The organism is Caballeronia grimmiae, from assembly GCF_022879615.1.
Classification (GTDB): domain Bacteria; phylum Pseudomonadota; class Gammaproteobacteria; order Burkholderiales; family Burkholderiaceae; genus Caballeronia; species Caballeronia grimmiae.
Window position 1 is genome coordinate 165,274 of sequence record NZ_CP084275.1, and the last position, 12,336, is coordinate 177,609.

Sequence of the window (12,336 nt, forward strand, 5' to 3'; positions counted from 1 at the left end):
CGACTACGAATCGAAGCGTTGCTTTGCCCGGCAAAAAATTTGCCGAGGACAGACGACTGAACCAACTATCAGCAGGAGCCGACCATGCAGAAATTGGATTGCGACATCGTTATTGTGGGCGCAGGAATGTCCGGCCTTTCGGCCGCCCGAGCGGCCACACGTGCCGGTAAATCAGTGATAGTTCTGGAGGCCCGCGACCGCGTCGGCGGGCGTACCCTGAGCAAGACGCTTGACAACGGTGTCACTATCGACCTCGGGGGTCAATGGGTCGCGCCAACGCAAAAGAGAGTACTTGCACTCATCGAAGAGTTTGGGCTGAAAATCTTTAAAACTTACCAAACTGGCGATTCCATCGCGTATCTCAACGGAGAGAAGGTCCGCTACGAAGGCGTAATTCCGAAGCGAGACCCTGAAACGGACGCCGACATCGAGAACGGCATGGCGCTCCTAGAAGAATTGGCTGCGAGTATCCCACTGGAGGCGCCTTGGACTCATCCAAGGGCTCTTGAGTTAGATCGCCAAACCTTCGCCGATTGGATCAACGCAAATCTCAAGACGGAATTCGGACGCTGGGTGTATGACCGCTTGGCTCCCGGTGTATTCTCCGTCGAAGCGTGTGAGCTCTCGCTGTTGCATGTCGCGTTCTACTTCGGTGCTGCCGGAGGGGTCGACCGACTCACATCGACAGACGGCGGTGGCCAGGACAGCCGTTTCCAGACGGGTGCACAACAGCTTTCAATCAATCTTGCAAAAGAGCTCGGCGAGCGAATTAGACTCGAGCAAATTGTGACCAAGATTGAACAAGACTCCGTCGGCGTCACCGTCACGACAGAGGATCGCAAATACGTTGCTCGGCGCGTTATCGTCGCATTGCCGCCGACGCTTACGGGACGCATCCGCTATGTACCTGCACTTCCCGCATCGCGCGACTCCCTCACTCAGCGTATGCCGATGGGAACAGCATTGAAGACAATGGTTCGTTACAGGACGCCATTTTGGCGAGCCGATGGCCTGAGTGGTCTTGTCTTCACCGATCACGACACTCCGCAACTGGTCTACGATAACTCGCCGGACGACGGTTCATGCGGAATCCTCCTTCTCTTCACGGAAGGCATCGCGGCTCGAAAATGGAGCGAGAAAACTGCAGAGGAACGCGAAGCAGCTGCTATCGAGGTGCTTGTGAAGTGTTTCGGGGCGAAAGCAACAGAATACGAAGAATTTATCGAAAAATACTGGGTAGACGAGGAGTTTTCGCGCGGATGCTACGCAGGAACCATGCCGGCGGGCGCATGGACAAGTTTTGGGCCGGTTTTGTCTAGACCTGTTGGTCATATTCATTGGGCGGGAACCGAGACTGCCACCTGCTGGAATGGCTATATTGAGGGGGCAATTCAAGCCGGCGAGCGCGCATCGCTAGAAGCTATAACTTCAATTGATGACGCTTGATCCACCGCGTCTACCCATCGATGCACTCGGTCCGCCTGTCGATCAACGCGCGGGCCGATAGCGTTTCCCCTGGCATGCCACGAAGTGAAACTGCTGTTGGCCTCATTTAACCGGTCGCGCGTCCTTTCGTAACATTTCGTCATCCCGATTACGACGTTACCATTTGACGTCAGGTCATAGAGATGCGGCGCTGCCACCCGTTGTTTTTTTAGCTGGACTCCCCCGCAAACGATCGCAGACGGTGATCACCGATCCACCTTATTAAACAGGGCGTTATGAAAACTCAGGCTTGCTTGATCGCTGCGATGCTCGGAGTATCTGTCCAAGCGTCGGCGCAAAGTAGTGTCACCCTCTTCGGCGTCTTGGACGAAGGGGTGAACTACACGAACAACGCGGGGGGCAAGTCAGCATGGCAGACGTCGAGTATCGATCTGACGACGAGCCGGTGGGGCTTGAGGGGTGTAGAAGACCTTGGCGGGGACCTGCACGCCGTTTTCGATGTTGAAAGCGGAGTAAGCTTGGATAGTGGTCAAGCATTATATGGCGGCCGTCTTTTCGGCTACCAATCGTACGTAGGCTTGCAGTCCGATTCTTTGGGTAGTGTAACTGTCGGGCGGCAATATGATTCGGTCACTGACGTAATAGGGCTGGCCACAGCTAACGGCAATTGGGGCGGCTATCTTTTCTCCCACCCCCTGGACAACGACAACACGGATGCAACGTTCCACGCGAACAACTCCGTCAAATATCAAAGCCCCGTCATTGCGGGATTCTCTGCTACCGGGCTCTACGCGTTAAGCAATCTGGCGGGCGGGTTCGCGACAAACCGCATGTACAGCGCTGGAATCAAGTACGCCACTGATACGCTTACGATCGGAGCAGTCTTTGAGAATCTTTCAGCTCCTGGCAGTACAACGGTCGGTGCCGTGCCGTCTGATGATTATGTGACGTTTGCGGCAAACAACCAGAAGATCTATGGTATCGGGGCAACCTACGGATTAGGTCAGTCGAGCTTCGGCCTTGTCTACACTCACGTCGTTCTTCAACAACCGACGTCGTCTGTCTTCATCGGGTCACTCGGAACACCAACGGCCAATCCCGATAGCCTGCGGTTCGACAACGTGGAGATAAACTGGAAATACAATATTCGCCCGGATCTAGCGGTCGGCGCGATGTATACGTACAGCTTAGCTCATCTAGCGTTGGGTGAATCTCGTGCATCTCTGCATTGGCATCAAGCCGGGCTTCTTGGTCAATACCTTCTTTCCAAACGAACCGCGGTTTACTCTCAGGTTGTCTACCAGCAAGTGAGTGGCGGAAATACGGGAACTTCACTGGACCACGCATATATTCCTGGTTCGGCGGGACCGTCGTCTAACTCACATCAGGTGGTGGCTCGGATAGGTATCAACCATTCGTTCTGATTGACGCGTTTTGTTATGTTTCCAATTTTGCAAGTTGGCCTACGGGCACCTCTACGGCGCCGGAAGGTTCACTTATCTTTGTTCGCGCTCGGCCAGACGACCGACGCTATCATCTTTTAGGATTCTTTTATGCAGACCTCTGAACACTTTTCCCGCCAAGAGCTCCTCAACAACCTGACTGATGCATGGAACACGCAGGACGTCGATAAGGTGATGAACTGCTTCGTCGATCACGCGACGTACCACATCGCGTTTGGTCCCGAAGCGCTCGGCCAGTCGTACGAAGGAAAGACTGCGATTCGGAGCGCGGTAGCCCAAGGTTTTGCTTCCTATAAGGACGGCAAGCTTAGCGTTACGTCGATGTTCGTCGCCGGCGAGCAAGGGGCAGCGCGTTGGCTCTTTTCCTATACAGGCGTCGATGGCAAGCCTGCTGTCATTCATGGAGTCGACGTCTATGAATTTTCAGGCGACAAGCTTAAGAGCAAAGACGTTTATGTGAAGTACTTTGTTGCCTGAGGCATCGCAAGGCTGCAATTGCCTGGTGGCCGCATCGTAAGCGCCACCGGATCCAATGAACGAATCCGAGAGCGAAAAACATGCTTGAGTTCGCCGATTTCAACTCGAAAGTTGCCGTTGTTACGGGCGCCGCAGGGGCGATTGGACAGTCTGTTGTGAAGCTGCTTGCGTCAAATGGAGCCTCCGTCGTCGCAACCGACTTGCACGAGGCGCAACTCCGCGAGACCTATGAGCATCTACTTGGCTCAGTCGACATTCGTTGCCTTGACGTGACAAACGCCGAGGACTCGCGGCGTCTTGCCGCCGACATACAAGCGCAGTATGGGCGACTGGACGTGTGGATCAACAACGCTGGAATTCTCGAACGGCAAGCTGCTCTCGAAATCAGCGCCGACGATTGGCGTAGACATATCGAAATCAACCTCAACGGAACGTTTTTTGGCTCACAAGCTGCGGCCAGTGTCATGGCGAAAAATGGCGGAGGCTCCATCGTGAACCTGAGTAGCTTTGCCGGAACTCGCGCCCGACCTGGTGTGCCCCACTATGCTACAGCCAAGGCAGCGGTCGCACACCTGACACAGTGTCTTGCGCTTGAGTGGGGCAAAGTCAAGATCCGGGTAAACGCAATCGCACCGGGTTATATACAGACGCCAATGACGAGCTGGCTCCATTCTGATCCGGCTTACGCAGCACCGTTTCTTGAGAAAACTCCGCTGGGACGACTTGGTCAACCAGACGAAATCGCTGAGCATATCCTTTATCTGGCGTCCGATGTGTCGTCGTTCATGACCGGCAACATCCTCGTCGTTGATGGCGGCGTAAGACTTAGCTAGCGCTCGCGCCGTCAGCAATATGTAGCATTGCGGCTTCGGTCGCCAACAACGTGTCAAAAAATTATGACTGTACTAGACCTGCGCGACCCATCATTGCTTCGTCGACAATGCTTTCTGAACGGACAGTGGTTAAACGCCGACGACGAAAAAACCATCGCGGTCGTGAACCCGGCCACGGGCGCCGTTATCGGAAACGTCCCGAGCATGGGAGCAGCGGAAACAAGAGAGGCAATAGACGCCGCTAATGCGGCGTGGCCTGCATGGCGAGCACTCACCGCAAAGAGCCGTGCTGTAATCATTAGATCATGGTTTGAATTAATGATTGAGCATCGCGATGACCTCGCTTTGATACTCACTTCCGAGCAAGGTAAGCCCCTCACTGAGGCTAAAGGAGAGATCGAGTACGCTGCGTCCTTCCTGGAATGGTTCGCCGAAGAAGGAAAGCGCGTCTATGGCGATGTAGTACCGACAGTGGCCAGTGACAAACGCATAATCGTCACAAAAGAGCCAGTCGGTGTGTGCGCGGCTATCACGCCGTGGAACTTCCCCGCTGCGATGATCACCCGGAAGGCCGGCCCGGCATTGGCGGCGGGCTGTCCGATCATTGTTAAACCTGCGGCCCTAACGCCGCTAACGGCCCTCGCCATCGCAGTGCTTGCAGAACGCGCCGGAGTGCCGAAGGGCGTCTTTCAGGTCATCACTGGAAAGTCGAGCGAGATCGGATCTGTATTGACGTCGAGCGACGTCGTTAGGAAAATGTCATTTACGGGTTCGACAAATGTTGGTGCAGCACTCATGGCCCAATGCGCTCCGACGATTAAGAAGCTCTCACTCGAGCTGGGCGGTAACGCTCCATTCATCGTTTTCGATGACGCCGACATTGATGCGGCAGTTGAGGGAGCGATCGCTTCAAAGTATCGCAATGCGGGACAGACTTGCGTTTGCACCAACCGCATGTATGTGCACGACGCAATCTACGATGCATTTGTTGAGCAGCTCGCGAGGGCTGTCGCAGGCTTGCGGGTAGGAAACGGGTTGGAGGATGGAGTCACTCAAGGGCCGTTGATCGACGAGGCCGCTGTGCAGAAGGTGGAAGCGCACATCGCTGACGCGGTTTCTAACGGCGCTCGACTGATCACTGGTGGACGGCGTCACAACTTAGGACATAGCTTCTTCGAGCCGACGATCTTGGCGGATGTGACCGCATCAATGTTAGTCGCCCGCGAGGAAACATTTGGCCCTGTCGCTCCCGTCTTCCGTTTCCATAGCGAAGATGAAGTGATCCACTTCGCTAACGACACCGAGTTTGGCTTAGCGGCCTACTTCTTCAGCCGCGATGTTAGGCGGGTGTGGCGTGTCGCTGAGCGATTGGAATATGGAATGGTTGGTGTTAACACTGGCCTGATTTCTAACGAGGTCGCACCCTTCGGTGGCGTGAAGCAATCTGGCGTAGGAAGAGAAGGATCGCATTTCGGAATTGACGAGTATCTTGTGATCAAGTATCTCTGTCTCGGTGGAATGGGCGCCTGACGATACCTAGTGACGTCAATCGGAGGTACAGACGCAATCCTTGCACTGTCGCCCGGTTGTAAACGGGTAAGAATTTATAAGCGATGCACCTGAGAGCGCGAAGCTTGAGCCCGGCCCCCGCCGGGCTTTAATGAGATGGTCAGCCTGACCGAAATGTCCCGATCGGCTTACGCTGATCGGGCCATTTCCTCTTTCCGGAGGCCATCATGACGGACGCGACGCTCATCGGTATCGATCTGGGCAAGCATTGCTTCTTCGTGCACGCGCAGGACGCACGCGGTACGCAGATTTGGCGCAAGAAGATGACGCGCAAAGCTCTGCACATGCCTGGCCACCTGTCCGGTCGCCGTTCTAGCGATGGAAGCTTGCGCAGGCGCGCATTGGCTGGCGCGCAAGGGCCAGTCGTATGGACATCAGGTTCGCTTGATTGCGCCGCAGTTCGTCAGGCCGTTCGTCAAGGGCAACAAGACTGACTTCGCCGACGCCGAAGCCATTTGCGAAGCCGCCTCGCGCCCCTCTATGCGCTTTGTCGCAGTCAAGACAGCCGAGCAGCAGACGCTGCTCGCGTTACATCGGGTGCGCGAATCGCTTGTCGGCGAACGCACGGCAACCAGCAATCAGATTCACGCTTTTCTGCTCGAATGTAAGCGCCTCGCGTCGGCCGTTCACGATGCATCGCGCACGTATGGCACGCTAGTGGCAGTGCGGTGACTAAAGGCGAATGGGAGGCGTTGCGGAGATCAGCTTGTCGCTGACGGCGGCGTAAATTGCGTGGGCAGTTTGCTTTTCACATTCCAAGGCAGCAGCTCGTCAATGTGACTGATTTTGTGGTCTGCGATGTGAGTCAGGACGTATTCGAGGTAGGCGAGCGGGTTGATGTCGTTCAGTTTGCACGAGCCGATTAAGCCGTACATTGCGGCGGCCCGCTCACCTCCGTTATCAGAGCCTGCGAACAGGAAGTTCTTCCTGCAATGCACATAATTGCATTGCAGGAATAATGCGCAGCCAGAAATTATGCGGAGTTTGCATGGTTCGGCTCGTCACGGGCGTCAGTGCGACGCGCCTTGCCTGGATCGTTGGGTAGCAGCAAACTACACATAAAAAGTGCTTTCCTGTTTGGGTTGTAACCCATTCAGGAGAAACATCATGATCGGCTTGGTTCCTCTACGACCGCAGCCTCAGGCGTGGTTATGGCGCAGCGTCCTTTCTCCTTTCGCGGAGCGCTACTGCGAATATCTCGTTGAGGCCGGCTACGCGGCTTGCACCGTCAACCGTTACGTGAGGTGCGTCGCGCACTTTGCGTACTGGCTCACAACACACCGCATAGCCTTAGCTCGCGTCGACAATCGACTCGCCTGCGGCTTCGTGAATGACCATTTGCCTCGATGCACCTGCCCCGATCCGATTCCGAGATGTCGGACAGACGTCAACGCGGCACTTCAGCATTTGCTGGTCGTCCTGGGCGCGTGCGCTGTCCTCCGGTATCTTTGGGCAGAACCGGATTCGGTACAACAGGAGGTGTGTCGATTCACTGAGTACCTCAAGGACGTTTGCGGCCTTGCCGAGTGCACGCGATATCAGCGTGGCCGAATCATTCGCGATTTCTTGCATCAACGCTTTGGTCGCGGACCCATCGATATGAAGCGGCTAACGATTCGGGATCTCCGTCGATTCGTGACACGTTACCCTGACGGGTGCAAAGCCGGAACAGCTCACGTAGCAGGCATAACGTTGCGCAGTTATCTGCGATTCAGGAGCATGCAATATAACGAGCAGGTCGCAGAGTTGATCGCGGCGGTGCTGAACGTAGCAGGATGGAGGTTGGCGGCATTACCTCAAACGCTTTCGGACGCAGCGATCGGACAGCTCCTGAATTCCTTCCATCACGAAACGGCGGCCGACCTGCGTGATTACGCAATGGTACGTTGTCTGGCAGATATTGGATTGCGTGCTGCGGAAGTCGTGCAAATACAGCTCGACGATTTAAACTGGCGCGACGGCACGCTGCAAGCCATCAGGCGGTGCATGCCGCATATGTTCGCTGCGGCTGGACTGAACAATCTGGAACTCATCTTCTGAGGCACAGCGTGGCTCGACGGCTGCTTCGTTCCGGCTCGTCGTTGAAGGAAGTGGCCGACGTACTGCGCCATCAAAGCATCGACACCACCGCGATTTACACGAAGATCGACCTGCAAAGTATGGAGGCTGTCGCGCTCCCCTGGCCGGGGAGCAAATCATGAAACGCTTCGTCAACTCGGCAGACACTATGGTATCGCTGGCGCAGGCATATCTCGCCGAACGACGCTGTCTTGGCTTCGACCTCAAGATCTCTGGGCACGTATTGATGAACTTTGCCCGCTTCGCGGACGCGCTGGGGCATCGTGGTCCGATCACGGAAGATCTGACTCTCAGCTGGGCGCACTCGACACCGAGCGAAAGGGCCATTACATGGGCGCGTCGGATCGAGGTAATCCGCCCCTTCGCGAAGTATCTCAAGCAGTTCTATCCCGATACAGTTGTTCCGCGACGCGACTTGTGCGGGCGGGCCCATCGTCGTCTGGCGCCGCACATCTACACGGAGCAGGAACTCGGCGAACTCCTCAGGCGATGTCCCGAAGACAGTTGAAGGTTGGGACGGCGGGTGCGGCATAGGTTAGGCAACCTTCCGATCATGGTCAATTGATTTCGAGCTTGACCGTTTCAAGGCCGCAGCGAGAATCCAGAGTTCATTCACGCCGAGGATCTTTCGGAAGTGCTTCTCAGCTTCTAGGAAGCCCGCGGCTGTCCAGCGCAACGCCGTGTCGGCGTCGCGATAGCGCTTCACGCGCCCCGCGACACGGCGCACCGCGCCGTTGGGATTCTCGATGATGTTGGTCGTCGACAGCCCGCGCATCAGCGCCGGCGTCAGGCCCAGCTTGTTCACCGTGAAGGTTTCCTCCAGCCCCTCGAGCAGTGCGGCCGAGGCGTCCGGATGGTCGGCCTTGAGCCACGCCGCGTGCGTCTTGAGCTTGGCGATGCCATCGTCGGTCGACAACTTGTAGGCGGCCTTCATGATCGCGGCGGTTTGCGAAACGCTCTCCTTGGGCAGGCGCTCGAGGACGTTGCGCTGCTTGTGCAGACGGCAGCGCTGCACGTGGGCGCGTTCGCCGAAGAACTCCTCGATGGCCGAGCGCAGCGCTCTGGAACCATCGATCACGAACAGGTATTCGCGATCCGCAGGCAGGCCGCGCTCGATCAGTCCGCGCAACAGATCCTTGACGACCTGGGCGTTCTCACTCGACCCGCTCGCGAGACCCAGGAGGTGTTTCTCGCCGGGGCTGTCCACGCCGATAGCGGCGATGATGTGACGTGAGTCGACGATGATGCCGTCCAGGTAGATCGCCAGGAAGTCCTTGTCATCGAAGCGCCGCCCCATCAGCTCCGTGAGCGCCGTCTGGCTGGCCTTGATGAACTCGCGGGAGACGCTGCTCTTGGAGATGCCAACGGTGCCGGCCATCTCGGGCAGGACCTTGGCATATTTGCGCGTCGACACGCCCGTGACCATGATCTCGTGCACGCGCTCGGCGAGCCGCGGATTCGCGTTCAATTGCTCGTAGGCGGGGACCGGCACTTCGCCGCCGCCACGACGCCGAAGGCGCGGCCGCTTCACGTTCAACTTGCGTTCGTCCATCACAATCTGGCCTTGCTGCGAGCCGTGCCAGCGGATCTCGCCGCCTCTGCGGCCCGGATGCTTCTCGCCGGCGACTTCCGTCGCCGAGATCACCAGCAGTTGCTCGACAAGGCTACGGCCGGCTTCGTGCATCAACTCGTCGATGCTCGCGCGGGTGTTCTGAATCAGATCGAGCATGGGCAACAGGAGCTGACTGTTCTCGGCAAAACAGGCACGCAGTCCTTCCGGGTCCTGCTTGGGCACCACGTGCAACGGCGCGCTGGCGCTTTGGGGCTTCTTCTTGGTACGCTTCATTTGGCGGTTCTCCTTGGTTCCCTGTCCGTTGTTGCTTTTCGCCGTAAAGGAGCCGGGTGTTTTCGGCGTAATGGCGCCAGCGAAAGGCGCCTGATTCGGGGCTCGAACGGGGATCAAGAATCCTTGTTTTTACCTCCTTTCGCAAGTGCTGATTTGTTGCTCTCGGGCATCGGGCGTGGAACACGGTAGCTCTCGCCGTCGAGCACGACGCGGTATGCCGCGTGTCGCAGGCGATCAAGCGTTGCGGCGCCGAGCATTTTGTTGGTCGCGAATGCGTCACCCCATTCCGTAAAATCCAAATTACTCGTTAAGACAGTCGATGTACGCTCGTACCTCTCGGCAATCAGATCGTGGAAGTCTTCGTCTTCGGGCGTGCGCATGGGTTTCAGTCCAAAGTCGTCAATGATGAGCAACGGCACCTTGGCAAGCGCCTGGAATCGCCGTTCAAAGGAGCCCACGGCTTGCGCGTTGCGTAGCGTGCTGAGAAGCCGGGTCTGAGTCACGAACAGGACATCGTGACCTTGCCGGGCAGCGGAGTGGCCCAGTGCCTGCGCCAGATGGCTTTTGCCCGTTCCGCAAGGACCGGCGATTAGCACGCTGACCTTCTCATCGATAAAGCGACAGGTCGCGAGATCATGGACGACGGCGCGATTAAGATTGGGTAGACGGTCGAAGTCGAAACCTTCCAGTGTCTTCTGTCCACGGAAGTTCGCGCGGCGCATGCGGGCGTCGAGCTTTCGGTGATCGCGCCGTGCGATCTCGTCCTGGATAAGCAACGTCAGGAAATCGGTATAGGCGAGCTTACGGTCGATGGCTTCACGGTTGCGTGCTTCGAGCGTGTCGAGGATGCCGGACAGTCGCAATTGCTTAAGAGAAGACGTGAGTTCGGGAATTGGATTCATGTTCAATGGATCAGGAGAGTCTGAGTATCGCGGCAGAAGCGGCCGCCGTGGGTGTAGGTGGTCGCGCCTGATTCAACAGGTTCAATCGACAGCCAGGTCTGATCGAGGCCTTTCTGCAAGATCAGCTTGACGGCTTTGTAGCTCGGCGTGCCGAAGTGATTCGCGCGACGGCAGGCCGCCTCCAGGCGCGATGCGCCGAACTGCTGAGCGAAGCGCAGCACGCCCTGGACGGCGCGCAGCTTGATGAGAACCTGATCGCCGAAGAGCGCGTGAACAAGCGCGTGGCATGATGGCCCGATACGTTGTGCTTCTCTCAGGCACCATTGAGTGTCGTGCATTTGCCAGGCCTGTGCTGCTGGCGGCATGTGATCGGCCACGGTGATACGCGTTCCCGGCGTAGTCTGGCGGACATGCGATGCCGACAGTTCGTGCTCGTAGTAGAGCTGCACCATGTTGGCGGTCGCCTTGAGCCACAGATCTTTACTGGCAAGCCGGAACGGCACAGAATAGTAGGCGCGCTCGAATTGCACATGGGCGTCGCGATGGACCTTCACGCGCGCCCAGGTTGCCAGCTCGGGCGGCACATCGGGAAGCGGCTGCAACAGCGCCTGTTCGACATCCTCGAAACGCTTGAGCGGCACTTCGCGCGTCGTGCCATGCGTCCGGGTGCTGGCCTCGTGCATCACCCAGGCTCGTGCTTGCCGGTTGGCGTCGTCAAGGTCACGGAATTCGCGAAGAGGAAGGAAGCTCGACTTCACGTATTTGACGCCCGACTCGACAATTCCTTTTTTAGCCGGGTCCCTCGGCGGACACGGATCGATCTTGAACGAATACCCTTCGGCGCATTGCGCATAGGCCCGCTGGACTTCGGGTTCGTAGATACAGGCCTTGACGATGGCACACTTGGGGTTATCGATGATGACGCGCCCCACTACGCCGTTGAACCATTCGAAGGCGTGACGGTGACATAGCAACCATGTGTCGACGCTCTGATCGCGGACAAACTCAACGTATTGATGCCGCGACCAGCACAACGTCATCACGAAGAACCACGTCTTGTGGACCTCGCCGGTGTGTGCATCGATGATGGTCGGACCTGCGCCGAAATCAACTTGCGCGGCTTCTGCAGGTTTGAACTCAAGCCGCATCGGAACATCCGGCGTGAGCTCCGCCTTCAATTGCTGAAGTAGCCTGTAGACGGATGAGTAGCTTCCCGCGTAGCCGTGGTTGCGCACCAGCGCGCTGTGAATCGTCGTGCCGGGGACGCCCGCGTCGTGCCACTGGGCAATCTGTTCGCGCCACGGTTCGGCCGACGAGATACAGCTCGCGGGCAGGAACTCCTTGTGGCTGAACGCTGTAGCAAGCTGCGCGTCATCCGGCAGAGCGTTGTTCGGAGAAAGCCACCCGCGCTCGGTTGCGATCTCCCGCACGGCTGCCAGCTTCTTACGGCCCATGATCTTCGATCGGTCGATATCCCGGTCGGAGTCACCCTGGCGCATTCGCACCAGAACCTGTCGATATTGGTACATCTCGAACTTCCTCTTCAAGCCACCCTCCGGAGCAAATGCGTGCCGGGAGGGTAGCGGTTGGCGGAGTTCGAGCGCCCGACTCAGACGCCAGTGGCGCCTTTACGGCGAAAATCTACTGGCGCCTATATGCCGAAAAACTTGCGGCGCCTAAACGCCGAAAACTCCCTGGCGCCTTTATGCCGAAAACGGTTT

At 57.4% G+C, this 12,336-nt stretch carries 11 protein-coding genes and 2 pseudogenes; 9 read left to right on the top strand and 4 right to left on the bottom strand.

Going from position 1 to position 12,336, the window contains the following annotated elements:
- The first annotated feature begins 84 nt into the window (after positions 1 to 84).
- From LDZ21_RS27060 to LDZ21_RS27085, 6 genes and pseudogenes are all read left to right on the top strand, one after another.
- On the top strand, positions 85 to 1,446 hold the full coding sequence (locus LDZ21_RS27060; protein WP_244797653.1) for a flavin monoamine oxidase family protein: 1,362 nt from the start codon (positions 85 to 87) through the stop codon (positions 1,444 to 1,446).
- A gap of 275 nt (positions 1,447 to 1,721) precedes the next feature.
- Complete coding sequence (locus LDZ21_RS27065) at positions 1,722 to 2,870, top strand: porin (RefSeq protein WP_244797654.1); 1,149 nt, start codon at positions 1,722 to 1,724, stop codon at positions 2,868 to 2,870.
- Between the two features lie 129 nt (positions 2,871 to 2,999).
- On the top strand, positions 3,000 to 3,386 hold the full coding sequence (locus LDZ21_RS27070; protein ID WP_244797655.1) for a nuclear transport factor 2 family protein: 387 nt from the start codon (positions 3,000 to 3,002) through the stop codon (positions 3,384 to 3,386).
- Positions 3,387 to 3,466: 80 nt separating this feature from the next.
- The gene (locus LDZ21_RS27075; protein ID WP_244797656.1) at positions 3,467 to 4,219 is read left to right on the top strand and encodes an SDR family NAD(P)-dependent oxidoreductase; all 753 of its coding nucleotides are present in this window, start codon (positions 3,467 to 3,469) and stop codon (positions 4,217 to 4,219) included.
- Between the two features lie 63 nt (positions 4,220 to 4,282).
- The gene (locus LDZ21_RS27080; protein ID WP_244797657.1) at positions 4,283 to 5,749 is read left to right on the top strand and encodes an NAD-dependent succinate-semialdehyde dehydrogenase; all 1,467 of its coding nucleotides are present in this window, start codon (positions 4,283 to 4,285) and stop codon (positions 5,747 to 5,749) included.
- Positions 5,750 to 5,955: 206 nt separating this feature from the next.
- A pseudogene (locus LDZ21_RS27085) lies at positions 5,956 to 6,391 on the top strand (IS110 family RNA-guided transposase); the annotation flags it as partial.
- A 98-nt stretch (positions 6,392 to 6,489) separates the two neighbouring features.
- On the opposite strand, the pseudogene LDZ21_RS27090 reads toward LDZ21_RS27085, so the two are convergent.
- Positions 6,490 to 6,717: pseudogene (locus LDZ21_RS27090) on the bottom strand (transposase domain-containing protein); the annotation flags it as partial.
- 790 nt (positions 6,718 to 7,507) lie between these two features.
- Between LDZ21_RS27090 and LDZ21_RS27095 the strand changes: the two are divergent.
- From LDZ21_RS27095 to LDZ21_RS27105, 3 genes are read left to right on the top strand one after another with little or no spacing between them, the layout of a single operon-like run.
- Positions 7,508 to 7,828 carry a site-specific integrase gene (locus LDZ21_RS27095; protein ID WP_244797658.1) on the top strand — a complete coding sequence of 107 codons (321 nt, stop codon included), beginning with the start codon at positions 7,508 to 7,510 and terminating at the stop codon, positions 7,826 to 7,828.
- On the top strand, positions 7,771 to 7,989 hold the full coding sequence (locus LDZ21_RS27100) for a tyrosine-type recombinase/integrase (protein ID WP_244797659.1): 219 nt from the start codon (positions 7,771 to 7,773) through the stop codon (positions 7,987 to 7,989). Before LDZ21_RS27095 ends, LDZ21_RS27100 begins: the two co-directional genes overlap by 58 nt.
- Positions 7,986 to 8,375, top strand: a complete 390-nt coding sequence (locus LDZ21_RS27105; RefSeq protein WP_244797660.1) for a hypothetical protein — start codon at positions 7,986 to 7,988, stop codon at positions 8,373 to 8,375. Before LDZ21_RS27100 ends, LDZ21_RS27105 begins: the two co-directional genes overlap by 4 nt.
- A 27-nt stretch (positions 8,376 to 8,402) precedes the next feature.
- Here the strand turns inward: LDZ21_RS27105 and LDZ21_RS27110 are convergent, their stop codons facing one another.
- The 3 genes from LDZ21_RS27110 to istA form a co-directional block, all read right to left on the bottom strand.
- Positions 8,403 to 9,713 (bottom strand): IS256 family transposase, encoded by a 1,311-nt coding sequence (locus LDZ21_RS27110; RefSeq protein WP_244797661.1) that lies wholly within the window; start codon positions 9,711 to 9,713, stop codon positions 8,403 to 8,405.
- Positions 9,714 to 9,826: 113 nt separating this feature from the next.
- Positions 9,827 to 10,615 carry an IS21-like element helper ATPase IstB gene (istB, locus tag LDZ21_RS27115; protein ID WP_244797662.1) on the bottom strand — a complete coding sequence of 263 codons (789 nt, stop codon included), beginning with the start codon at positions 10,613 to 10,615 and terminating at the stop codon, positions 9,827 to 9,829.
- 2 nt (positions 10,616 to 10,617) lie between these two features.
- Complete coding sequence (istA, locus tag LDZ21_RS27120) at positions 10,618 to 12,144, bottom strand: IS21 family transposase (protein WP_244797695.1); 1,527 nt, start codon at positions 12,142 to 12,144, stop codon at positions 10,618 to 10,620.
- Positions 12,145 to 12,336: the final 192 nt, after the last annotated feature.

Bases quoted from the DNA above. Each gene is read 5' to 3' on its own strand.
- LDZ21_RS27105 (WP_244797660.1), top strand. From the start codon at position 7,986: ATGAAACGCTTCGTCAACTCGGCAGACACTATGGTATCGCTGGCGCAG.
- LDZ21_RS27075 (WP_244797656.1), top strand. From the start codon at position 3,467: ATGCTTGAGTTCGCCGATTTCAACTCGAAAGTTGCCGTTGTTACGGGC.
- LDZ21_RS27110 (WP_244797661.1), bottom strand. From the start codon at position 9,713: ATGAAGCGTACCAAGAAGAAGCCCCAAAGCGCCAGCGCGCCGTTGCAC.
- LDZ21_RS27065 (WP_244797654.1), top strand. From the start codon at position 1,722: ATGAAAACTCAGGCTTGCTTGATCGCTGCGATGCTCGGAGTATCTGTC.
- LDZ21_RS27095 (WP_244797658.1), top strand. From the start codon at position 7,508: ATGCAATATAACGAGCAGGTCGCAGAGTTGATCGCGGCGGTGCTGAAC.
- LDZ21_RS27080 (WP_244797657.1), top strand. From the start codon at position 4,283: ATGACTGTACTAGACCTGCGCGACCCATCATTGCTTCGTCGACAATGC.
- istB (WP_244797662.1), bottom strand. From the start codon at position 10,615: ATGAATCCAATTCCCGAACTCACGTCTTCTCTTAAGCAATTGCGACTG.
- LDZ21_RS27070 (WP_244797655.1), top strand. From the start codon at position 3,000: ATGCAGACCTCTGAACACTTTTCCCGCCAAGAGCTCCTCAACAACCTG.
- istA (WP_244797695.1), bottom strand. From the start codon at position 12,144: ATGTACCAATATCGACAGGTTCTGGTGCGAATGCGCCAGGGTGACTCC.
- LDZ21_RS27060 (WP_244797653.1), top strand. From the start codon at position 85: ATGCAGAAATTGGATTGCGACATCGTTATTGTGGGCGCAGGAATGTCC.